Annotated in this window: 25 protein-coding genes and 1 pseudogene; 5 read left to right on the top strand and 21 right to left on the bottom strand. The window is 31.6% G+C overall.

Annotation, left to right across the window (positions count from 1 at the left end; all coding sequences use genetic code 11):
- Window positions 1-181: 181 nt before the first annotated feature.
- The 12 genes and pseudogenes from IUY40_RS13215 to IUY40_RS19485 form a co-directional block, all read right to left on the bottom strand.
- Window positions 182-637 carry a GyrI-like domain-containing protein gene (locus IUY40_RS13215; protein WP_195737330.1) on the bottom strand — a complete coding sequence of 152 codons (456 nt, stop codon included), beginning with the start codon at window positions 635-637 and terminating at the stop codon, window positions 182-184.
- Between the two features lie 49 nt (window positions 638-686).
- On the bottom strand, window positions 687-1,112 hold the full coding sequence (locus IUY40_RS13210; protein ID WP_195737329.1) for a DUF3995 domain-containing protein: 426 nt from the start codon (window positions 1,110-1,112) through the stop codon (window positions 687-689).
- A gap of 28 nt (window positions 1,113-1,140) precedes the next feature.
- Window positions 1,141-1,941, bottom strand: coding sequence for a class I SAM-dependent methyltransferase (locus tag IUY40_RS13205; protein ID WP_195737328.1), 801 nt, complete (start codon window positions 1,939-1,941; stop codon window positions 1,141-1,143).
- Window positions 1,942-2,267: 326 nt separating this feature from the next.
- Complete coding sequence (locus tag IUY40_RS13200) at window positions 2,268-3,026, bottom strand: methyltransferase domain-containing protein (protein ID WP_195737327.1); 759 nt, start codon at window positions 3,024-3,026, stop codon at window positions 2,268-2,270.
- A 203-nt stretch (window positions 3,027-3,229) separates the two neighbouring features.
- Window positions 3,230-3,988 (bottom strand): hypothetical protein, encoded by a 759-nt coding sequence (locus tag IUY40_RS13195; RefSeq protein WP_195737326.1) that lies wholly within the window; start codon window positions 3,986-3,988, stop codon window positions 3,230-3,232.
- Between the two features lie 42 nt (window positions 3,989-4,030).
- Window positions 4,031-4,153, bottom strand: a complete 123-nt coding sequence (locus tag IUY40_RS19620) for a hypothetical protein (RefSeq protein ID WP_255520469.1) — start codon at window positions 4,151-4,153, stop codon at window positions 4,031-4,033.
- Between the two features lie 247 nt (window positions 4,154-4,400).
- Window positions 4,401-5,051: a hypothetical protein gene (locus IUY40_RS13185; RefSeq protein WP_195737325.1), complete on the bottom strand. Its 651-nt coding sequence runs from the start codon at window positions 5,049-5,051 to the stop codon at window positions 4,401-4,403.
- A 197-nt stretch (window positions 5,052-5,248) separates the two neighbouring features.
- Window positions 5,249-5,830, bottom strand: coding sequence for a TIGR00730 family Rossman fold protein (locus IUY40_RS13180; protein WP_195737324.1), 582 nt, complete (start codon window positions 5,828-5,830; stop codon window positions 5,249-5,251).
- A 14-nt stretch (window positions 5,831-5,844) separates the two neighbouring features.
- On the bottom strand, window positions 5,845-6,579 hold the full coding sequence (locus IUY40_RS13175; RefSeq protein WP_195737323.1) for a class I SAM-dependent methyltransferase: 735 nt from the start codon (window positions 6,577-6,579) through the stop codon (window positions 5,845-5,847).
- Between the two features lie 35 nt (window positions 6,580-6,614).
- On the bottom strand, window positions 6,615-7,073 hold the full coding sequence (locus IUY40_RS13170) for a hypothetical protein (protein ID WP_195737322.1): 459 nt from the start codon (window positions 7,071-7,073) through the stop codon (window positions 6,615-6,617).
- A 143-nt stretch (window positions 7,074-7,216) separates the two neighbouring features.
- On the bottom strand, window positions 7,217-8,104 hold the full coding sequence (locus IUY40_RS13165) for a DUF4349 domain-containing protein (protein WP_195737321.1): 888 nt from the start codon (window positions 8,102-8,104) through the stop codon (window positions 7,217-7,219).
- A gap of 110 nt (window positions 8,105-8,214) precedes the next feature.
- Window positions 8,215-8,370, bottom strand: a pseudogene (locus IUY40_RS19485) (XRE family transcriptional regulator); the annotation flags it as partial.
- Between the two features lie 361 nt (window positions 8,371-8,731).
- On the opposite strand from IUY40_RS19485, the gene IUY40_RS13160 reads away from it, so the two are divergent.
- From IUY40_RS13160 to IUY40_RS13150, 3 genes are all read left to right on the top strand, one after another.
- Window positions 8,732-9,376: a hypothetical protein gene (locus IUY40_RS13160; protein WP_195737320.1), complete on the top strand. Its 645-nt coding sequence runs from the start codon at window positions 8,732-8,734 to the stop codon at window positions 9,374-9,376.
- Window positions 9,377-9,378: 2 nt separating this feature from the next.
- Window positions 9,379-10,014: a hypothetical protein gene (locus IUY40_RS13155; RefSeq protein WP_195737319.1), complete on the top strand. Its 636-nt coding sequence runs from the start codon at window positions 9,379-9,381 to the stop codon at window positions 10,012-10,014.
- A 117-nt stretch (window positions 10,015-10,131) separates the two neighbouring features.
- Window positions 10,132-10,764, top strand: coding sequence for a hypothetical protein (locus tag IUY40_RS13150; protein WP_195737318.1), 633 nt, complete (start codon window positions 10,132-10,134; stop codon window positions 10,762-10,764).
- Between the two features lie 136 nt (window positions 10,765-10,900).
- Here the strand turns inward: IUY40_RS13150 and IUY40_RS13145 are convergent, their stop codons facing one another.
- From IUY40_RS13145 to truA, 5 genes are all read right to left on the bottom strand, one after another.
- Window positions 10,901-11,806: a PhzF family isomerase gene (locus IUY40_RS13145; RefSeq protein ID WP_229335551.1), complete on the bottom strand. Its 906-nt coding sequence runs from the start codon at window positions 11,804-11,806 to the stop codon at window positions 10,901-10,903.
- Window positions 11,807-11,808: 2 nt separating this feature from the next.
- On the bottom strand, window positions 11,809-12,432 hold the full coding sequence (locus IUY40_RS13140; RefSeq protein WP_195737356.1) for a class I SAM-dependent methyltransferase: 624 nt from the start codon (window positions 12,430-12,432) through the stop codon (window positions 11,809-11,811).
- 362 nt (window positions 12,433-12,794) lie between these two features.
- Window positions 12,795-14,183: a dihydrolipoyl dehydrogenase gene (lpdA, locus tag IUY40_RS13135; RefSeq protein WP_195737316.1), complete on the bottom strand. Its 1,389-nt coding sequence runs from the start codon at window positions 14,181-14,183 to the stop codon at window positions 12,795-12,797.
- Between the two features lie 260 nt (window positions 14,184-14,443).
- Window positions 14,444-16,198, bottom strand: a complete 1,755-nt coding sequence (locus IUY40_RS13130) for an ABC transporter ATP-binding protein (protein WP_195737355.1) — start codon at window positions 16,196-16,198, stop codon at window positions 14,444-14,446.
- A 90-nt stretch (window positions 16,199-16,288) separates the two neighbouring features.
- Entirely contained in the window at window positions 16,289-17,026 is a 738-nt protein-coding gene (truA, locus tag IUY40_RS13125) for a tRNA pseudouridine(38-40) synthase TruA (RefSeq protein WP_195737315.1), read from the bottom strand.
- 304 nt (window positions 17,027-17,330) lie between these two features.
- Here truA and IUY40_RS13120 point away from each other — a divergent pair, with 304 nt between their 5' ends.
- On the top strand, window positions 17,331-17,828 hold the full coding sequence (locus tag IUY40_RS13120) for a metallophosphoesterase family protein (protein ID WP_195737314.1): 498 nt from the start codon (window positions 17,331-17,333) through the stop codon (window positions 17,826-17,828).
- Between the two features lies 1 nt (window position 17,829).
- On the opposite strand, the gene IUY40_RS13115 is transcribed toward IUY40_RS13120, so the two are convergent.
- The 3 genes from IUY40_RS13115 to IUY40_RS13105 form a co-directional block, all read right to left on the bottom strand.
- The gene (locus tag IUY40_RS13115) at window positions 17,830-19,527 is read right to left on the bottom strand and encodes an ATP-binding protein (RefSeq protein WP_195737313.1); all 1,698 of its coding nucleotides are present in this window, start codon (window positions 19,525-19,527) and stop codon (window positions 17,830-17,832) included.
- Window positions 19,528-19,662: 135 nt separating this feature from the next.
- Entirely contained in the window at window positions 19,663-20,325 is a 663-nt protein-coding gene (locus tag IUY40_RS13110; RefSeq protein WP_195737312.1) for a response regulator transcription factor, read from the bottom strand.
- Between the two features lie 167 nt (window positions 20,326-20,492).
- Window positions 20,493-20,906, bottom strand: coding sequence for a DUF4293 domain-containing protein (locus IUY40_RS13105; protein ID WP_195737311.1), 414 nt, complete (start codon window positions 20,904-20,906; stop codon window positions 20,493-20,495).
- Between the two features lie 193 nt (window positions 20,907-21,099).
- On the opposite strand from IUY40_RS13105, the gene rho reads away from it, so the two are divergent.
- Window positions 21,100-22,905 (top strand): transcription termination factor Rho, encoded by a 1,806-nt coding sequence (rho, locus tag IUY40_RS13100; RefSeq protein WP_195737310.1) that lies wholly within the window; start codon window positions 21,100-21,102, stop codon window positions 22,903-22,905.
- A gap of 108 nt (window positions 22,906-23,013) precedes the next feature.
- On the opposite strand, the gene IUY40_RS13095 is transcribed toward rho, so the two are convergent.
- Window positions 23,014-24,030, bottom strand: coding sequence for a M28 family peptidase (locus tag IUY40_RS13095; protein ID WP_195737309.1), 1,017 nt, complete (start codon window positions 24,028-24,030; stop codon window positions 23,014-23,016).

The raw sequence follows: 24,030 nt of genomic DNA, 5'->3' as shown, positions 1-24,030 counted from the left end.
TGAAGCTTTTTTTATTTATAGCGATGTTTATTAGCTTGGATTGATAAATTGACTTTTGAGTATAGATTTTATAAATTTCAAAAAGTGAAGTTTCAATTGTTTAAAAACTAAGAGCTAGTTATGTGAAAGAAATATTTTTTGTTCTTTTTTATCAGAAATTATTTTAACGAGTTATGATTTACTAAACTGCTATAAAAATAGGCACTTCGGCATTTTCTGGATTGGATGCTTTCTCTCCGTATATCTCAAAATCGGCTGTATATTTTCTTTCAAGATTAGAATTCCATATTTCTATCCATTTCTGGATTACTATACCATCTGCTAAATTCCCTTTGGCTGTAAATTGTTTGTAGGTTTCTTTTGCAATAGTTTTTCCAGTCATTCCAGCTGGGATATTGTCTAAACTTGAAACTTTACAGCCTAAAATTGTAGTGTATGGTTTTGTGTAATCCTTTTCATATTCTGTGTAGACAGAATAGATTGAGTTATCTATTTTATTTGGAATTTTTTCGATCGTATTTTCTGTCATGAATTTATTCCAAAGTGCTGGTATATCTATTGCAGATTGGTCATTTTCATTTGTCGTTCTTACTGATAATCCGATTATATAAAATTCTTCGATAGTAATTAATTCCATTTTAGATTTCAAATTATATTGTTATTGTATTTATAAGTAGCGCAAAAAATCATGCTGTTAATGCTAATGTTGTAGCTAAAAGGGAAATTAATAAGCATAATGGAGAGAAGTATTTTGTATCCATTTGTGCGAATTTTGTGGTTTTGACTTTTTTAAAGAATCCTACGTATTTAAATTCGCCAATAGCTCTCACCATAAATAGTATTGTGATAATCCAAAGTCCATATTCTTGTAACCAAGAAGGTAAATTTACGATTATTATTTTTGATTTTATTAAAACGATAACCGAAAGACTAAGTAATCCGATTGCAACTACCATGCATTCTTTTAGTTTTGGGTTGATTACTTTTTCATTGTTTTCGGTTGTTGGTATTGCGGCATCATTTCCCCATTTTCCGCCAAATCCCCAATAAATATGAATTCCAGCTAGGAATATAAAAATTAAGACTAGAATTAATCCAATTGTTGTTTGCATAATGTGATAAGTTGTATTTTTTAGATTATTATTTTTTTGTGGCAAGTATTGAATACACCATCGGAATTTTATTATTCAGATGTTTTATTCTGTATTTTTTTGGTTCAAACTCGATTGTATTATTAAAGCAATTGTATGGTGAATAATCAAATTCATTTAAAGAATTTAGCTCTAGTCCATTTTTAATTAGGCTATTTATAACTTCTCCCATATTATGATTCCAGCATATATATTCTAGCTGAATTGGCGCTTCTCTATCAGCATAGGTTCCTTCTTCGGTTTCTATTATTGCCCCTGAATTGAAATAATTATAGGCTACTTTCTCAAAATCATCATCAAACATCCAAACTACAGGATGAAATTCAACAAAGACTAATTTTCCATTTGGCTTAAGGAAATCAGAGATTAATTTTGCCCATTTATCGAGGTCTGGTAGCCATGGAATCGCTCCGTAACTTGTAAATACAATATCAAATTTTTGGTTTAAATGGTTTGGTAAGTCGTAGATGTCACAACATATAAATGATGCTTCAACATTTACTTCTTTTGCTAGTTTGTTTGCGCCATCTATTGCTTTGTCTGATAAATCGACACCCGTAACAGTTGCGCCAAGTCTTGCTAAAGAAATGGTGTCTTGACCAAAATGACATTGCAAATGCAGGATTGATTTACCTTTTACATCACCTAGTAATTCTAATTCGATACTGTTTAATGATGTATTTCCTTTTAGAAAACCTTTTAAATCATAAAAATCAGATTTTAGATGTGACTCAACCCGACTGTTCCATGATTCTTTATTCACTTCTATATAATTGTTTTCTGAGCTCATTTTTTTAATATGATTTGATAATGTCTTTTTTTATTTGATAAAAGCTTCTTTAGGGAATTTATCGGCTATAAGGTTTAGGTTGATATTGTGTTCTAAATAGGTTTTTAATCCGTCGAGAACTGTAGTAAACCCGCCAGTAGCATCTTTGATTATATTTAAGAGTTCGTCGCCTTCTTTATCAAATCCATAATTTCTGATAACTACATAAGTGGTATCATCTGTTATTTTTTGAATTAGAAATCAACGGTTGTTTTAGGTTCATTCCATTCAATAGAAATTTTTTCGTTTCGATTACCAGTCATATCGCTATTTTTTCTAGTTATGGTTTAGAATCTTGCATATAAAAGTATTCTTTTGAATGCATATAATGATGGTATTTTATTAAATCTCTTTTGGATTCGATTCTTAAATTCTTGAATGAATTGTTCTTTTATTGTACCTTCTAATCTTTCAAAATAGGGAACTAATGTTGAGCCTGATATAAATTCATATAATTCGTCAGTAGACTCTGCTATCATAGGATATACCTTTTGGTAGATAACTATATCTGTACCTCCATTTTCGAATAATATTTGTGCATAATCATCCATTGTAAGTACAGGAGAAAGTCGTTTCCAATTATTCAATGCACTTTTATACGGTTCTTCCTGAACCAATTCGATTACAATCTGATTGAGTAAATTTTCGTTTTGACAAGGCATTTGGATTGCCAATTGTCCGTCGGAATTTAATAACGATATAATTTTAGGAAATAATTCTTCATGATTATCAACCCATTGGATAGATGCATTTGCAAAAATTAAATCACATTTCTCTCCCGTATTGATTTGTTCTTCGATGGTTTTTTGATCAAATTGTATGGAGGTAAATTCTTTGGCCTTTTCCAGCATTTCTTTCGAGGAATCGATACCTTTTACTGATGGATTAGTTAGTTTATCGGATAGCATTTGGGTTAACTCTCCAGTTCCACAACCTAAATCAATGACTTTCATGCTTGGTTTATCCAGAATATGGGCAACCAAATCAAAGAAAGGTTTGTAGCGAAGTGCTTTAAACTCGTTGTATTTTTCAGGATTCCATGCCATAATTTGCAGAGGTTTTATGTGGAAAACGAAGTTAAGGAAATTATTTTTTTTTTAAGTTAAAAACACTAATATTTGACTGAAAAAGGGATCCGGATGATATAGATTTGGTAAGGCGAAAACACGGATAAAAAAGGATTTTCTCTTAAGGCTTAAGTATTGTTTTTTAAATCTGTTTTTTATCCGAGTCTTTACTTTTATAATTATTATTCGATGCGTTTTATAATATTATCAAGGCTTTCAACAACTAAATTAAATACAATCTTATTGTTAGGGAATTCTTTTTGTATTTCATCTCTTAATAGAACAAATGACGCTTGCGCTTCAGGATCGTCTGTAATATATTGATTGCAAGAAATAGAAATTTCATATATAGAATTATCCTTTTTTAAGTATAAATGTTTTTTGATTGTATTTTCAAAAAAAGCAGTTTTCTCAAAACTCTCTGCTATTTTATCTACTTCATTCGCTGGTATATTGTCTTCATAAACAATTTCGTTTTTCAATACGCCATACTCTTTTGTTACTTCATTAAATCCTGTTGTTTCAGTATATAAAATAACACCAATTATGACAACTAGCGTAATTGAAATAGCAATGAATCCAATCCCAATTGTTCGCCACCAACCATAAAATGGACCACCAGAATTTATATGTTCATTTATTTTTTGTCCTTGATAATGTTGTACGCAATAAAAAGCAATTCCAGTATATACCAAGGGTATTATCTGATTTGGGATTGTTACATCTTCAGGAATTAAAAAAATGCCACCAAAAATTATTATTGTTGCTATAATTGCAATTATCCATGTTGTTTTTGCCTTTTGAGTTTCATTAAAGGCCTTAAAATTTTCGGCTATTAAATAACCTGCAGCAAGAGGTCCACCTAAAAATGTTCCAACCCAGATTGCTCGGTCTTTATAAATCTTTTGAGTAGGTACTTCATTCTGTTTTAATTTTTCCATTTTTAATTAGTAAAGTATTGTTTGTTTTTGATAGGTTCTATTTTATTTATTAATCTTATGTAATGCTATTCTGTTTCCTTGGGAGTCTTTAAATTCTACAACTGAGCCATGTTCTCCATTTGAAGTTATTGGAAATAAAACTTCGGCACCATTTTTTAAAGCCAAATTTAAAGTTGTATTAAAATAAACTATTGTTCCGTTTATTGTTGGATTGTATATTTGTCCTTTTGCTAAAGCTCACAAAATTCTGTTATTACCTTCGGTGAGAGGAAAGAATGCCATTTTGCTATCATGGATCATTGTTTGCTCAAATTCATAATTAAATAGTGCTATACAAAATTGTAGGGTTCTTTGTATGTTGGTTACAGGAATTTAAAAATAAGCTACAGGATTTAATTTGTTCTTTATGTTCTTAGTTTAGACCTGTTAATAAGTTAGCAATTTTATCTGGTTGATGAATATTTAATTCTATTATATTTTTTTTTATCCTTAATCTAAAATCTTCTTGTAGGAGTTGTGTTTTTTTTAATTCCCTCTCAAATGAACTCTTAGAAACAGAGAATTTTTCTTTTATATTTTGACTATTGTTTTCGTCAGTGTAATCTGAAAAATAAATTAAATCATTAACTGTTTTAAAAAATACCCAAGGATGTCCAATCCATAGTTGATGCCATTCTTCCTTTTTTGCAATTAAAATATTTAGCCATTCTGTTAAATTTCCAATATCACAACAACAGTTAGGTTCAATAAATTTTTGATCATTAATTTTTAATATAATTCCACCATTAAAGGGTAAGATTTCATCATCAATATTTTCGATGTCAATTTCTTCAAGTGCTTTTTGTAGAATTATTTTTAGGCTATTATCATTTATAGTATTTATATCAACGAAATAACTACTTTTTTCGATGGGTTCTAATTCTGTTAAATTGCTATCGTTGATGCATTTTTTCCAATAATTATACCATGCCGTTTGGTTTTCTAAAAATGTACAATTTGGGCTTTTATAATTGTTGTTTGAATATGTCGAGGGTGAAATTTCTATGACATTAATCAATTTCATTTTAATGTTTTTATAATATAGTAGAATGTCTATTTTAGATTATTACAAAAATATGGCTTTTTTACTACGTAACAACCTTTTTGATTATTTAATTTTGGCTATGGGAGAATGATTAATTCTTCACTTACATTAAAAATCAATTTTGGTACTTTTAAATTTAAGTTATCTAGTGGTATGTTTTTTTGATTTTTAATGATTCATTCATTTCCTTTTTTAATCCATTTCCCAACTTCTGGCGCCACGTAGTTTTTCATTTTATTTATTAAATCCTGTGCATCTGTGCTTACGATTATCATTTGTTGGTTTATCTCTTTTAAGAAACCTTCATTTACCATTTTTAATATAAACTCTAATAATAAATCGTAAAATCCATTGCTATTTAAAATTCCAATTGGTTTTTTATGCAGCCCTAATTGTGCCCAGGTGAGCATTTCAAAAAACTCTTCGAGTGTTCCAAATCCGCCTGGTAAAGCAATTATACCATTACTTAATTCATTCATTTTGGTTTTTCTTTCATGCATGCTTTTTACAATAATTAATTCGGTTAAATTATCGTGAGCAATTTCTTTCTTCATTAAAAAGTCGGGTAGAACACCAATTACTTTTCCGTTCTTATTCAAAACACCATCTGCAACTACTCCCATGAGCCCTACTTTGGCTCCACCATAAACTAGATCAATATTGTTTTTAGATAGTATTTGTCCAAGCTGAAAGGCTTGAGTTTCATATTCTTTTTTATTTCCAAAACTTGATCCGCAAAAAACTGTAATTCGCTTCATATTTAATGTACTATTTAATTCTTAACTGCCGATATCAATATAAAAATTGGTCTTCTAGCTTCGTCAATCATTTCGGGATATTTCTCTATTATTTCTTCGGAAGGTTTAGGTTCTGAGATTTGTTTAATTGTAAAGTTGGCATTGATTAATGTATTTACAATTGTTTCAAAAGTTCGATGGTATTTAATTACTTCATGACCTAGAAAGTCTGTGTGTCTTATGCCTTCATCTTGATAATTATCTATTGGCCAGTGTAAGCGATTGCCCTCTGAGTCAGTAAACCAATCTTGTTCTGGTCGGGAGGTAAACGCTGGGTGTTCCATTGAAAATACAAAGCTTCCGCCTTTTTTTAGATAGGTATTAATTTTATCAAAAACTGCTTCTAAATTTTTTACATAATGAAATGCTAGCGAACTAATGACAACATCAAATTCTTCGGCTTTAAAGTCGATATCTTCAATTGCGATTTGTTTATAATCTATGGCTAAGTCTTTTGAATTTTCTTTGGCCTTTTCGATCATTTTTTGAGATAAGTCGATACCAATAACTTTTTTGGCGCCTTGTTCTTTGGCATAAATACAATGCCAACCATATCCACATCCAAGGTCAAGAATGTTTTTATCTTTAAATTCAGGGAGCATTTCGCGTAAAATGTACCATTCACCAGCTGCATTTAATCCTTCGGCTGAACGAGGCATTTTACCATAATTCTCAAAAAAGGATTCATCGTCGTATTTATTTTGTTTCATGTGTGGCATTATTTTTTTGTAGAAGAGGATTTTATTTATATTTTTCTATATTCAATTCTATCAATATGTTTTAATAATTTTTTCTGTTCAAGATCTTCAAATAAATCTAACATATCTTTAAAAGGGCTCTCAGAATATTTGGTAAGATGTGTAAGATGGTTGGTTGTTTTAATGAAATTATAGAAAAAATAAGGATCTAAATTTGCAATATGCTCTTTATGCCCCAGAGAAACTTCTAGAGTTTGTCTGGTTATTGTATTTTCAAACATGCAATGTTCTCCATGAACATCATAAAACCAATTATCGGATAATGTTTTTTTGTTATTTAAGAAATCAGCATTTTCAATTTCGTCATAATTCCCTTTTTTTATTGCTTCAATTTCAGATTGATTTGTTTCATTGATTACTTTATTAATTAGTAGCTCTGCTATAGTTTTAAATTCATCCATAGCATTTAGCAATTCAATTACTATTTCATTTTGAAGTGTTTTCATAATCAATTTTATGAATAGCTGTTATTATTAAGGATATTGGTTGAAATTTTCAGAGGTATTTATATTTGTTTTTCTTTTAAGAATATGTCTCTTAAAGAGTCAAGGTCACTTTTTCTGATCTCTCTGATTTTCATTGTATTCTATTATTGTACCTTGTTTTTTCGTTTTTTTCTAATTTTTCGAACAATATATACAATACCAGTTATTAAAATAATAAACGGCCAAATTGCAATAGTCCAAAGTAAGAAATCAACAATAGATGTCCATCCTTCACTAATAGAATTTTTAATTCTTTCCGAAAATTTGTCTTGAGCTTGTGGCTTGTAGACATATTCTTTTTCTTTATATAAGTTTAAAGCCAAAGTACTAAATGACACTTGATCGCTAAGGTATTTCAAACGTCCTTCTTTGCTTTCTATTTCCTCTTCGATTACTCGAATGTTTTCTTCGATTGCAAGAATATCTGTTACAGTTGAAGCTTTCGAAAGTAACTCTTTATAGCGTTTTAGATATTCTCTTTTATTAGCCAAACGAGTTGTAATATCAACAAATTCTTCGGTTACATCTCTAGCTTGGATGCTTTTACTTGTTAGTTCATCTTTGCCGTTTTCGATACTTGTAATCAGTTTTTCGAAATTATCCGCAGGAACTCTTATTTTTAAATTATAAGAGATAGCCTGATCGTTATTTTGAAGATCTTCAGTTTCATAATAGGCGTTTAGCTTTTTCAACAATTCGTCTATGGTTTTTTTACTTACTGCAATATCATTCGTTTTAACTGAAATGTTTCCGTCTTTTATTATTTTCTTTTTAATTAATACAGCTTCAACAGTTTTAAGACCTGTATCATCTTTCTCAGTTACTTTGTCTTTTTCAGGCATTGGCAGTTCTGTTACAGGTTCTACAGACGCCGGTGCTTCAGACAATGTAGCATCTGCCGCAACAGCATATTTTGCATCACCGTTGCTAGAGTTACAAGAAAATAAAAATATCGATAAAAGAAAAAGTAGGCTAAAAGAAGTTGATTTCATATATGTTTGGTTTAGGCATTGATTATAAAAAGACACAACTAATATAGTTTTTTATATTAAAAAATAAGGTGTTGTTAGATTAATCCTCTGAAAATAGATTAGGGAGTTTTAATTATCTCTTTCTGCACTAATAAAGAAATCTTTTGCAGATTCCAATTATCGTCAAGATCGTATGCTAAAGCATCTTATTTTATTTCCATCATTTCACAGAAACGTTTTATGTTGCGACTCTGATGTATTTTATGGTTTGGTGCTGTATCTGTCACAGGTGAATATAATTATATTATGGAAGGAAAATTACGGAAACTTATGTTATTAATAGGTGATTTATAGTAATAAGTTGTGTGAAATATTCTTTTGACTTTTAAACTTTCGACTTACTTATACAAGAACTATTAGAATGCAAGAATAGTAAATACAATTATGCATATGTTTTTTTAAGTAAGAAAAAACTATGTTAAATAAATAGTTGTTTAATTATTTGTAAGAAAAAAAAATAATATATTTGAAGCAGGTCAAAATGAAGTAACCCTTTGTTAATGTTCCTAAATTGGAGTGTACATGAAAATTTATTTCGCATATATGCAAATTAACAGGCATTGAAACAAAATATAAAAAACAAACTTAATGACAGAATTTAGAAATTATTACGGAACAGACCCAGGTTGGGGAACAGATGCAAGGAGAGCATTATTTAAAGCTGCATGTAAATATTTAGGAATTAACCCAACACAAGCAGAAAATATTTTTGGTGTAGGATTTCATTCTATATTGCAAAGTAGCTCAGTTCAGCTTTCGGGGGAAATTCTCAATAAAGTAAAGAAAGATCCAGCAATTCTTAATAAACAAAGGGAAATAGTAGCCGAAATAAAAAAAGATAATGATTATAAGGTCAAAATTATAAGAAACAGAGAAATAAAGTCTTTTGGAATTCAACTTGGCGGGCAACGAGCCAGAGGCGAAATGTGGAAACAAGCTCTGGAGTTTTGGAAATGGAGAACGGAATATAGTGCCACTTGGGAAATGGCATTTGATGAATTAACTTGGGCAGTTCGATCAGTAAATGTAAAGTATAGTTATGTTGCCGATAGTAATGGAGATATTACGATATCTTATAACTTAGCCGATACATTAGATTTGCGCCCGTCTTGGGGAAATCGTTCTATGGAATACAACGCTATATGCTGTGTATTGGGTTTTATGTATCACGATGTTCTTGGCGGAAGCGACGAATTACAAATAAAAGCAAACTGGAAAACGATAATTAAATAAAGATGAAAAACAAAATAAGTATTACACTCGGTGTCGCTATTATGCTATGTTTGGTATCATCATGTGCTTTTAAAAAAGAACACAAAGATGTAGATCCTTTTTATACAACTAACCATTTTGGTCAGTTCCATCTCCTCCCTTTAGCAAAACCAATAGTATTAACATATGATCCAAATGGCAGAGTATGGAGGATGCTAGAAGATAACCAATCGTTAAAAAAAAGTGTGTATGTCGACTCTTTAACAGAAATAGGAGTCGATAGAACTTATATTTATGGTAAAAAATTTGAGAGGAAAGAATACATTGAAACATATCAACCAGAAGATTATTTATTTTTAAGTAAGTATGGCACAATTTCGTGGAATGATAAAAAGGACAAGCCAAGACCAGACCAAATCAGAATTTATCCAATAGATAGTGCACAAAAAATATTTATAATGCCAGAACAATGGTTTGTTATAAATGTAGCAGACAGTACAACCGAAGCTTTTTTTTCGAAAAAAGAATATAAAAACTACCTGAAAGAAAAGGGAGTGTCTGGCAAAATGTACAACATAGAAAGCGTAAAAAAAGAATTTGCAAAAACTGGTATTGCTCCGTGGTTTCCCGAAGATGTAAAAACGAAACTGAGAGAATAAATAAAGCTATGATCTACTAGCTACTGTTTAGCAACAGGACAGTTTTAGACTTAATATTCTAGGCGGAAGCGACGAATTACAAGTAAAAGCAAACTGGAAAACGATAATTAAATAAAGATGAAAAATAAAATCAGTACTACACTTATCGTTGCTATTATGCTATGTTTGGTATCATCTTGTTTTTTAAAAAAAGAACACAAAGATGTAGATACTTTTTATACAACTAACCATTTTGGTCAATTTCATCTCCTCCCTTTAGTGAAACCAATAACTTTATCGTATGATCCTAGTACAAAAGTTTGGATGTTAGAAGATAACCATTCATTAAAACATAGTATTGGCATTGATTCATTAATAAAAATTGGAGTACAGAAAACCTATATTTATGGCAAAGTACATGGATGGAAAGACACTATTGAAAGTTATACTTCAAAAGACTATGTGTTTTTAAATAAGTATGGTACAATATATGGACCTAGTAAAAACAAAAAGGGTATAACAAATGAAATCCAAATTTATCCTACGGATAGTATTCATAAAATATTTATAATACCAGAACGCTGGTTTGTTATAAATATAGCAGACAGCACAACCGAAGCTTTTTTCTCGAAAAAAGAATATAAAAACTACCTGAAAGGAAAGGGAGTATCTGGCAAAATGTACAACATAGAAAGTGTAAAAAAAGAATTTGTAAAAACAGGTATCGCTCCGTGGTTTCCCGAAGATATAAAAATGAAACTGAGAGAATAAATAAAACCATAATCTACTAGCTACCGTTTAGTAATAGGGCAGTTTTAGGCACGATGTTTTAGTTTGTTTATTCTCTCAATTTAGAATTTATAACTCACTGGTTTAGATTTATAACTAGCAGAGTTAGGTTCATAGCTTATCCTATTTCTATTTCGGTTCTAAATACAACTACAGCATCGCCTTTTATTTGAATCAATGCTGGCTTATGGTCTTCAATCTTAACTTTGACTTTTATTACGCCAAGTCTGTCGATTTTTTCACCTTGTCTTCCGTTAAATTCGAATTTAGAGTCTTTAAAATCAACGATTTTATTCTGTATCAAATATCCTCCTAAAGGTCCGTTTGCATTACCTGTAACTGGGTCTTCATTTATACCAATTCCTGGGGCAAACATTCGTCCATAGGTTAAAATGTCTTGGTCATCTGAATCAAAAGTAAAGACAAAATAGCCATTGCAGTTAATGGTTGCACTTAAGTTAGCTAATGCATTGTAGTCTGGTGATAAATTGTTCAGTTTTTCTCGGCTTTTAATTCCTATCATAACTTTAGAATGTCCTGTAGATGCTATCTGAATAGGGCAATTTTTATCAGTATCAGATTCTTCTAAGCCTAATGCAGTTAGCATTTTGTTGGTTATATTTTTATCGAATGTAGGACTAAGTTCAAAATTTCCTTGAGTCATTAAAATTTGATAATCTTCATTATTTTTGATAATCTCAAAAGGAAGAATACCGATTTTAGTTTTAAATCTTAAAATGCAAGAATTTAAATTTTCTTCAACAGCTTTAGCATACATTGCTGCAATTGTAGCATGTCCGCAAATTGGAACTTCGGTGCTTGGTGTAAAGTATCGTATTATTCCATCGCAATCATCGCTGTCTGGCGGAAAAAGAAAAGCCGTTTCGGAGTTATTTAATTCTCTTGCTATTTGTTGCATTTGGTAATTATTCAGTCCTTCGGCATTTACAACTACTCCTGCGGGGTTTCCTTTGAATTTTTCTTTTGTAAAAGAATCAATTTGGTATGCTATTAGTTTTTTCATCATTATCTTTTTCTACCCACAAATCGTATTACAGATCCTTTTCCGTTATGAAAAAGACCTTCGTTCAATTCTATTTCTTTCTCAGTTAATTCGATGATTTCATAATCAGGAAAATCAGCTTTTATTTCATCAATAGAAAATAGCATGTCCAATTCTTTTGGTCCACCAATTTTTTCGTCTTTTGAATTGTATTCGATATGTTTCTTACTGAATGCTTCAAAAATTAGTACTCCTCCTTTACGCAAATAGTTGCTAAGTGTTTTATGATATGATGATTTGATATCGCTAGGAAAATGTGCGTAGATTAAAGCAATTGCATCAAATTGTTCAGGAGTATAGTTTGTTTTTTGTAATTCACCAACCTGATAGTCGATTGTTACGTTATTAGCTTTGGCAAGGCCAAGGGCTTTATTTTTCCCTTCTACGCTTATATCAAATGCCGAAACCGTCCAGCCAAGTTTGGCTGCAAAAACAGCATTTCGACCTTCTCCTTCGGCAGGGAAAATAATGGTTCCAGCATTTAGTTTTTCTAATTGTTCTTTTAAATAATTGTTTGGATGCTCACCATAAGCAAATTCATCTGTACTATATCTGTTATTCCATCTTTCAGTCCAAGAATCATTCATGTCTTCGTAGGGTTTCATGTCTTTATAAATTGCAGTAGCATTTCTGTTGCATCGTTTATTAAGAGTATTTTTAGCTTAACGAAAATACGAATTTTAAAGGGAATTTATTGGTGTTTTGGATCTTCAAAAAATAGATTGAGTAAAGATGTTCATGATAGCTCCAAAATAGGTTCTTGTTGCGTGAAGGATAGAGGCGATATTTTTTTTTGAGCACCGCTAAGCAAAAGATAAAACCGAAAGCCTGAGCCATTTTCGGGTCACGCCATAAAAAAAATCCGACTTATTTGCACAAATCGGATTTTTCAAATTGAAAATTATATATAACCTGCCTAGATGTATAGCTGTACATCTATTAGGGTATTTTACAAGTGAATTACTTCGCCGTAAGCATCAGCAACAGCTTCCATAACAGCCTCGCTCATTGTTGGGTGAGGGTGAATAGATTTTAGGATTTCATGGCCTGTTGTTTCTAGTTTACGTGCTACAACTGCTTCAGCAATCATATCAGTAACACCAGCACCAATCATGTGACATCCTAACCATTCGCCATATTTAGCATCGAAGATTACTTTTACAAAACCGTCTGGAGTTCCAGCAGCTTTTGCTTTTCCTGAAGCAGAGAATGGGAATTTACCAATTTTTAATTCGTATCCTTTTTCTTTAGCTTGTTTTTCTGTTAAACCAACAGAAGCAATTTCTGGAGTTGCATACGTACATCCAGGAACGTTTCCGTAGTCAATAGGTTGTACATGTAATCCAGCAATTTTCTCAACACAGTTAATTCCTTCTGCAGAAGCTACGTGTGCCAAAGCTTGACCAGGAGTAACATCACCAATTGCATAATATCCAGGGATATTTGTTTGGTTGTAATCGTTAACTAAGATTTTATCTCTGTCTGTAGCGATTCCTACTTCTTCAAGACCGATATTCTCGATGTTAGTTTTGATTCCAACAGCCGAAAGTACGATGTCAGCTTCAAGAACTTCTTCACCTTTTGCAGTTTTAACAAATGCTTTTACACCAGCACCAGTTGTATCAATACGCTCTACAGAAGAGTTAGTCATGATTTTGATTCCAGCTTTTTTCAAAGAACGCTCCATTTGTTTCGAAATGTCTTCGTCTTCAACAGGAACGATGTTAGGCATAAATTCTACAATAGTAACTTCTGTTCCCATTGAATTATAAAAATGAGCAAACTCAACTCCAATAGCTCCAGAACCAACGATAATCATTGATTTTGGTTGTGTTGGTAATGTCATTGCTTGACGGTATCCTATTACTTTTACTCCATCTTGAGGTAAGTTTGGTAACTCACGAGAACGAGCTCCAGTAGCAATGATGATATGGTCAGCACTATATTCAGTAACTTTATTGTCTTTATCTGTAACGTCAAGTTTTTTTCCTGGCTTTAATTTTCCAAAACCATCAATAACGTCAATTTTGTTTTTCTTCATCAAGAATTGAACCCCTTTGCTCATTCCTTCAGCTACACCACGACTACGTTGTACAACAGCAGGGAAATCTTTATCGAATTCAGAAACAGTCAATCCGTAATCAGAAGCGTGTTTTAGATAATCAAAAACCTGTGCAGATTTAAGCAATGCTTTGGTTGGAATACAACCCCAGTTTAAGCATACACCACCTAAGTTTTCTTTTTCAACTACGGCTACTTTAAAGCCTAATTGTGATGCTCTAATAGCAGTTACATATCCGCCTGGACCACTTCCTAAAACAATAATGTCGTATTTCATTTTTTAAGTATTTATTTTATTTTTAAAATTGAAAGCTGTAAAAGCGCATTTCATTTTCTATTTTTTAATAATGAATAGAGATTGCGAATTTAAGGATTTATTTTAAAAAAAGGTTTAATTTTTATTTCAAGGTCAATTTGCATTAGCTATTTCACAGAGATTAAAACGAAAGCGATATGATTTACTAATATTAAGCGAATAATCGGCTTTTTTTTGAGAAAACAGTAGTAAAACTATGACTGTACTAACAGTGTGTTTTTTTAATTTGCAACCACAAATTGAGAGTCGTATAAATTTTTATAATATCCATTGGTACGATTAATCAATTCCTGATGTGTTCCTTGCTCTACAATAAGTCCTTTATTCATAACTACAATTTTATCGGCATTAACAATTGTTGCCAATCGATGTGCAATTACAATTGAAGTTCGGCCTTTGGTGATAGTTTCGGTAGCTCGCTGAATCATTTCTTCGGAGTATGTATCTATAGAAGAAGTGGCTTCATCTAAAATTAAAATACTAGGATTACTTACATAAGAGCGCAAAAAAGCAATAAGTTGGCGTTGTCCTGAGGATAGCATAACTCCGCGTTCTTTTACATCAAAATCATAATTATCGGGCAAACTCATAATAAAATCATGTACACCAATTACTTTGGCAGCTTCCAGAACTTGTACTTTTGTTATTTCGGGATTATTCAGGGTAATATTATTGTAAATTGTATCGGCAAATAAAAACACATCTTGTAAAACAACGGCAATTTGTTTGCGTAATGAAGCCAAAGTGTAGTTCTCGATATTGTTTCCGTCGATACAAATTGTACCACTATTTATTTCATAAAAGCGATTCAATAAGTTTATAATAGTCGATTTTCCAGCCCCTGTAGAACCTACAATTGCTACTGTTTGTCCAGCTTCGACTGACAAATCAATTCCTTTGATAACTTCTTCTTCGGGAATATAACCAAAACGTACGTCTTTAAATTCGATTGTTCCGTCAAAAATTGGAGCTTCGATAGTTCCAGTATCCTGAATATGATCTTGCGTATCGATAATGTCAAAAACACGATTGGCAGCAATCATTCCCAATTGCATCTCGTTAAATTTATCCGCAATCTGACGTAATGGATTAAATAACATTCCGATAAACATGGTGTAAGAGAATAAATCTCCAAATGTGGTAAAATGATCTCCGTTAAGAATTTTAAAACCTCCAAAAACGACGATACAACCTAGTGTAAGTGATGAAATAATATCGGCAATAGGAAAGAAGATTGAGTTATATAAAATTGTTTTTATCCATGCTTTTTTATGTTTTCCGTTTATTTCCTTGAAGCTTTCATATTCGGTCTTTTCACGATTAAAAAGCTGAACGATTTTCATACCCGTAACGCGTTCCTGTACAAAAGAGTTCATATTAGCAATCTGAGTTCGAACTTCTTCAAAAGCAACTTGCATCTTGCGCTGAAAAATTCGAGTAATATAAACAAGAATAGGCATTGCAATCACAACAATCCAAGAAAGTTTCCAGTTCATATAGAACATAAAAATCAGGATTACGAGCATTTTCATCAAGTCGCTAATAATCATGAATAAACCTTGGCTAAAAATTCTGGCAATCGACTCAATATCCGAGACAGAGCGTGTAACTAATTGCCCCACAGGAACAAGGTCAAAATATTTCATTCTGAAACTCAATATATGCTTAAACAATTTCGTACGGATATCTTTTACAATATCTTGTCCGAGCCAATTGGCCCAATACACAAAATAAAATTGAGAGAAAACCTCCAACATTAGTACAATTCCCATTAAGGTTACATAAAAAAGTAAACCCAATTGGTCATGCGTTTTAATATATCCATCTACAGTTTGCTTAAGTAAATAGGGGCGGAGAGCAGCAAAAACAGATAAGGAAATGGCAAAAATGATTACACCATTATAACGCCATTTATAAGGTTTAGTATAAGTAAGAATTCGTTTGAATAAGCCGGTATCAAATGCTTTTGCTTTCATTTTATTTAGGAGCTGTTTCCTGCTTTTCATTGCAATCTTTAATTTTTTTAAAGGAAAAAAATTAAAGGATTTACATTTCAATCAGGGCTATTAGGTAATATAATTGTATTCAACCTTAGTTAAATACAATCCGTGAGCCGGAACCGAAAAACCTGCTTTGTCTCGGTTTTTACTGGCGATAATGTTTTCGAAATCCTCCAGCGTAATTTTATGCAAACCAATATTTACTAATGTACCTACAATGGCGCGCACCATATTTCGCAAAAAACGATTGGCCGATATCGTAAAAATCAACTTATTGTTTTCAGTTTTCCAATACGCTTCAAAAATACTACAATCAAATGTATTTACATCTGTATTGACCTTTGAAAAGCATTGAAAATTGGTGTGATTTAACAAAATTTTGGCAGCCTCGTTCATTAAAGAAACATCTAAATATTGATGAAAATACCAACTTAGTTCTTCTAGAAACGGGTCCTTTATAATATTGATATGATATTCATAGGTGCGTTTGGTTGCATCAAAACGACAATGCGCTTCATCTTTAACCAAAATAATAGCATAAATAGCAATGTCTTTTGGTAAATATGAATTGAGTTTGTGTATCAAATTTGGTACTTCAATAGGAGAATCATAATCAAAATGTGCATACATTTCTTTAGCATGAACACCAGTATCAGTACGTCCAGCCCCCATTAAATTAATAGGCGTGTTTAATAAAACCGAAAGCGCTTTGTTAAGTGTTTCTTGTACAGATGCAGCATTAGGTTGGTATTGCCAGCCGTGATAATGTGTGCCGTTATATGCAAATTGTATAAAATATCTCAAGTTTTTAAGGCGCTAGGAATGTGAAGAGCAAAGGTACAAAAAAGGTTCAGAGAGACAAAGGTTTTTGAGAAAGCTACAAAGAGGTAAAGATTTTGAGGTGGGACATTATTGTTCATTTAGGTTATCTAGAGGGAGCTGCTGTGCTTCTCTACAGATTTGATGTGAATTTAGGTTCTCAGAATCTTTGGCACTCTGAAATCTATTAACTGAAAAAAACAGCATCTTAGAACTTTAGTGTCTTAAAAATCCTTTGTACCTTAGCACCTCAGAACCTTAGTGCCTTTTTTAAATCTTAATTAAAAAATTGAAAAAAATCCTCTTACTTTCCGATACTCATAGTCATATTGATGATACTATTTTAAAATATGTTTCACAAGCTGATGAAGTGTGGCATGCAGGTGATATTGGTGATTTATCGGTGACTGACGCTATAAAGAAGTTAAAGCCATTGCGTTGTGTTTATGGGAATATAGATGATGCGAAGGCACGTTTAGAATTCCCTTTGAATAATCGGTTTATGTGTGAAGATGTTTCAGTTTGGATTACCCATATTGGTGGTTATCCAGGAAAATATAGTCCCGCTATTAAGGAAGAAATGGCATCCAATCCGCCTAAACTCTTTATCTGTGGGCATTCGCATATACTTAAAGTGATGTTCGATAAAAAGAATAATTTACTGCATATGAACCCAGGTGCTGCTGGAAAAAGCGGTTTTCATCAGGTGCGCACAATGCTTCGTTTTGTGATAGAAGGGGATAAAATAAAAGAGTTGGAGATTATCGAAATAGAAAAACGAAATTAGTTTATGTTAGGCACATTATAGGAACTTCTATTCTGATTGAAGTACCCATGTCGATTTTGGAATTAACAGTTATTTCTCCTTTTAAGTTTTTTATTCTAGCCCTAATTTGATTTAGACCAAAACCTTCGATGATATTAAACTTATTTGTTTTATATCCTTTACCATTATCATTCACATTAATAATCAAGTTAGATTTGTCTTCAGTTAATGAAACCATCGCAATGCTAGCTTCACTATGTTTAATAATGTTGTTTAGAAGTTCTGAAATGATAAAATAAATCCTCATTTCGAATTTTTCATGATAGCGCGTCTTAGAAGGAATTGTACAATGATATTCAAATAATATTGTTGAGTTAGAGTTCTTTTCACATAAATCTTCTAAAGCGTAAAATAACCCAAATCGGACTAATAATGTAGGTAAAAGTTCATGAGATAAATCACGTACTTTGTCGTGTGCTTCTTCGAGGATAAATTTTGTTTTCAGGATTTCTTCTGAAATAGGTTCATTTTGAGTCGAAAAAACGTTTAGATGCATTCCTGCCGTAGACAATAATGCGCTGATATTGTCATGTAAGAATAAAGCAATTTTCTTACGTTCACTTTCTTGACCATCAATACTAGCATTGATTATGTTCTGTTGTATTTTACCTTGTATGTCTTTTAATCTGTTTTTTTGTTTTAGTTTGGTGTTTTGATAAAAGAAATAAAATAAGATGATACTAATCACAAATAAGGATATCATAATGCTAACCACTTTTTTGTTTCGAGATTGCTCTAATAACAATGATTGCTGATTGGATTTATATTGGTTTCCAATTTTATCGATATCTCTTTTGTACTCGTCAACTTCTAAATTAAGTCCAGCAACATCAACCTTTCGTAATTTATCTTCATTGTTTAGTTCATCATTTAAGATATGATAAAGCGAAAGAATTTTGTATGCATCTTTGTACTCACCTATTTTTGATAAAAATTTTGAATACTCGAGATATGTAAAGGATAAATCTGATTTTTCATTACCATCATTACCAATTTTTATTGCTTTTTTATAAAAAAAATCAGCCTTTTGATTTTCATTTGTGTGATTGTAGTATATGCCATTAAGCATGTTTAAAACTACTAAAGTTGTTTTGTCGCCATGTTTTGTGTGAAATTTATTAATATAACTTAAGTAGGGGTAGCCATCATTATAGCCGCCAATATCAAAATATGCCCAAGCTATATTTAATTTTGTTAAAAAAATTTGAACTGAATCTTTTATTTTAGTGCTATAATAAAGTGATTTTTTGTAGTATGAAATTCCTTTTTCATACTCTTTTTTATCAAAGCAGTAAATGTTGCCTAAATTATTATAAAGTAAATTTTTAAGTTTTCCGTTAGTTGTTTTTTCAGCATAGACTAACCCTTTGTTGTAATAAAATAAAGCTTTATCGGGTTCAGTTAGTTCGTCAAAATTGGCTGCAATTGTATTATATGATCTTGCAATAAGATAGGGGTCTTTGGTATTAATGGCATAGTTTAATGTGATTCGGGATTGTGTTAGTGATTTTTCGTGATGCCCTTCACGCATCAACTTTACAGATTCATCCGAAAGTTTTTCTATCTCTTGTTTTGATAATTCTTTTTCTTGTCCAAAAACAGTATTACCATAATTTTGGAGAAGAAAGAATATTAAGACAATAACCCGAGTGGAAGACATAAAAAAATATTTGCAGTTAAAAGTGTATTAAGTTACACATAAAAAGTAAGTTTTGTTAAATCACTTTGGCAATTCACTTTAATGAGATAAAATAGTTGTCTTTACTAAAGTATTCCAAATAGCTACTTTATTGATTTAAGATTTAATTAAATTATTTTTAATTGCATATTTTACTAGACCAATGGTGTTTTTGGTTTTTAGTTTTTTCATTATATTCTTGCGATGTGTTTCTACAGTATTGGTACTAATAAAAAGTAATTCACTAATTTCTTTTCTACTATATTCAAGTGAAATCAATGTTATTATTTCTAGTTCACGGGAACTTAAAATAGAATTTTCTTCTCGAGTTCGTTCATTAAGTTTAGGATTCCCTTTAGTAAATGTGGTAAATATTTTTTCTCTTACTGAATCACAAAAATATTCTTCACCTTTATTGACAGCTTCAATGGCCTCGATGATATTTTCACCAGCGCACTTTTTGGTTAAATAACCACTGGCTCCAAGGTTCATGACTTCTTTGATGATTTTTAAATCATCATAACTTGAAAGGATTATTACTTTGCAAGGATAACCTTTTTCTGAGAATTCTTTTAGGACTTCGATGCCGTCTTTTTGTGGCATGCTTATATCTAAAACTAAGATGCCTGTATTGTTTGTCGTTACATCATTATAAATATTCATTCCGTTTAAAGACGAACCCACAACTGCAAAGTCTGAAACAGTATGTAATAAGTTAGTGAGCCCATCAATAAGTACCTGATGATCGTCGGCTAGATGTACTCGTATTTTGTTTTTCATAAAATAATGACTATATAATTTCAAATTTAGGTAAAAATAAGACAATGCGAATGTTTGTAAGGGTTTATTTTGTTTTTCTAGTTTATTAACCTACTGTTTTTTCCACAAAAAAACCCGAATCTTTCAATTCGGGTTCTCTTCGCACAAAATAAATTAAATTTATAGGTTTACCTCAATCGATCCACAGATTTTACAAGATCCTCATCCTTTTTGATGGCTTTGTTAGCTAGTACTAACAATACGATAGCAACTATAGGTAGAAACATCCCAATACCTTTCTCTGAAACAGCAGGTGTTTCTCCAGATAAGTTTAGTGAGTGATATACAAATAATCCTAATAAAATTAAATTTAATATGATGTTCAGTCTGCCCATGACAAACTGGTTTTGTCTTTTTTTGTATGAAATAACGCTTACTATAGTAAGCATGGTACTTAAACCAAGCAAAATAACATACAGTTGATTTTGCATAAAATAATAAGGTTTGGCATCAACAGTTATCCAAAGTGGAATAAAAAACATTAAAATGCTAGTTACTGCAAATGTTAAAATTAAATATATGGTTTGAACTCTTTGTATCATTATATCTTGTAATTGTTTTACAAAAATATATTTTCTTTTTTTAAAATACTATTGTATGATAAAATATTATTCGTATTATTGCATCATAATACCGTAAGCACTTCATACTGCGGTTGATTCAACTAAAAAAAATAAAGATACTACCTATTCTTTTACAGTATTTCTGAAAATTAATTAAATTCATAGAACATTCATGTTTGATATTTCTGCATTAAAAGAAATGAAGCTTTCTGAGCTTCAAGAAATAGCTAAATCAGCTAAAACGATAAAAGTTAATGGTGTTAAAAAAGAGACATTGATAGGTCTTATTTTATCACATCAAGAGGAAACTGTCAAACCAGCAGTGGAAGAAAAAGTTAATGATGTTGATGAGGATAAACGAAAAAGAGCTCGAATTGTTCCTGTAAAAAAAGTAGCTATACAAAAGAATACAGTTCAAAAGAATATGTTTTTTGAAGAAGAAAAAGAAAATATATCAAACGAAATTCTTGATACTCCAATAGTTCCCGAAGTTCCAGTACTAGAAGCAGAAACGATTCAATCTACTGAATCTCCAGAAGAAAGTGCTCCTGAGAAAAAGGGATCAAAAATTATAAAATTCAATAAATCGGCTTATGAAAAAAAGGTCGCTTTACAAAAAGAAAAAGAAGCATTAAAAGAAAATGCTTTGCCAACTGAAACTCCAAGTGAGGCTCCAGAAAATACTACTTCGGAAAAAGTTGAAGCGCCAGTTCAGACAAAAAAGATAAATCCGAACCAGAATAAGCCAAACCAAAACCAGAATCCAAACCAAAACCCGAATCAGAATCAAAACGGGAATAATGGAAATCAGAATCCAAATTTTAAAAATAAAAAGAATAATTTTAGAGACTCTGATTTTGAGTTTGATGGAATTATCGAAAGTGAAGGTGTTCTAGAAATGATGCCAGATGGATATGGTTTCTTACGCTCTTCAGATTATAATTATTTAGCCTCTCCAGATGATATTTATTTATCAACTTCACAAATCAGATTGTTTGGGCTTAAAACAGGTGATACAGTAAAAGGGGTAGTGCGACCTCCTAAAGAAGGAGAAAAATTTTTCCCATTAGTTCGTGTTTTAAAGATAAACGGACATGATCCACAAGTAGTTCGTGATCGTGTTTCTTTCGAGCATTTAACTCCAGTTTTTCCTTCTGAAAAATTTAAATTAGCCGAAAAGCAAAGTACAATTTCAACTCGTATTATTGATTTGTTCTCTCCAATAGGAAAAGGACAACGTGGTATGATTGTAGCGCAGCCAAAAACGGGTAAAACAATGTTGCTAAAAGACATTGCAAATGCTATTGCAGCAAATCATCCTGAAGTGTATTTAATTGTTCTTCTTATAGATGAGCGCCCAGAAGAGGTTACTGATATGCAACGTAGTGTACGTGGAGAAGTAATTGCTTCTACTTTTGACAGAGAGCCACAAGAACATGTTAAAATTGCTAATATTGTATTAGAAAAAGCAAAGCGTTTGGTTGAATGTGGTCATGATGTAGTGATTCTATTAGATTCAATTACACGTTTGGCAAGAGCTTATAATACAGTTCAGCCTGCTTCGGGTAAAGTATTAAGCGGTGGTGTTGATGCAAATGCATTACAAAAACCAAAAAGATTCTTTGGGGCAGCTCGTAATGTAGAAAATGGTGGTTCATTAAGTATCATTGCTACAGCATTAACTGAAACAGGATCAAAAATGGACGAAGTTATTTTTGAAGAATTCAAAGGTACTGGTAACATGGAATTACAATTGGATCGTAAGATTGCTAATAAACGTATTTTCCCTGCAATTGACCTGACTTCATCAAGTACACGTCGTGATGATATGTTGTTAGATGAGAAAACATTACAAAGAATGTGGATTATGAGAAAATATCTTTCAGATATGAACCCTGTAGAAGCAATGGACTTTATTAATGATCGCTTTAAGAAAACTAAAAATAATGAAGAGTTTTTAATCTCTATGAATGACTAGAGGCAAGAACTAAGATATATATAACAAAAAGGATGAGTAAAACTCATCCTTTTTTGTTAATCTCAGAACCAACCTTTTTGTCTTTGAACTTTTGAATCTTAGAAAAACTTATTTCTTATCAACTACGGGTCTGTTATCTCTATTTGCCAAATCCCATGCTATTACAAATGCCAATTGGGTTCTTTTTGTTAAAGCATCGTATTCGATTTTTTCAGGTTTATCTCCTTTTTTATGGTAATCTTCATGAACTCCATTGAACAAGAATACTGATGGAATACCAAGTTTAGCAAAATTATAATGATCTGAGCGCTCATAAAAATGATTCGGATCTTTTGGGTCATTAAATTTAAAATCTAAATCTATTTTAGTATATTTTTTATTTTGAGCGACTACGATATTATGTAAATCGCTCGATAGTCTGTCAGCACCAATTACATATACATAATTATTTGTATTTGCATGTTCTACGTCGCGACGTCCAATCATATCGATATTAATGTCAGCTATTGTATTTACAATAGGGAATAATGGGTTTTCTGAGTAAAAACGGGAACCATGTAAGCCATGTTCTTCTCCAGTTACATGTAAGAAAAGGATAGAACGTTTGGGACCGTGTCCTTCTTCCTTTGCTTTTGCAAATGCTTGAGCCATTTCTAGCAAGGCAACAGTTCCAGATCCATCATCGTCGGCACCATTATAGACTTCACCATTTTTCATGCCTACGTGGTCATAATGAGCTGAAATAACTAGTACTTCATCTGGTTTTTCAGTACCTTCAATATACGCCCAAATGTTTTCAGAATCTGGCAAATTCTGATTTCTTCGAGAATTTAAGTATGATGCGGGGATATGTTGGTAGTAATCGGTTGCTCCTTTAGGAAAAGAAATTTTATCTTTTTTGTATTGATCGATAAGATATACACCAACTTTTTTTTGTCCTTTTGAGCCGGTTTCTCTTCCTTCCATTTCATCTGATGCGACTATATAAAGATGCTTTTTTAATTCGGCAGCAGTTATGGTGTTCATATATTTGGTTGGATCCGAATTGTCTTTAGTAGCTACACTTTGCGTGTTCTTACATGAAAAGGAAGAGACAATTAGTAATAGAATTACAATTTTTTTCAT

This window comes from Flavobacterium sp. ALJ2, assembly GCF_015594725.1.
Lineage (GTDB): Bacteria > Bacteroidota > Bacteroidia > Flavobacteriales > Flavobacteriaceae > Flavobacterium.
The sequence above is the reverse complement of the archived record's forward strand: the minus strand, read 5'-3'. Positions and strand labels throughout refer to the sequence as shown.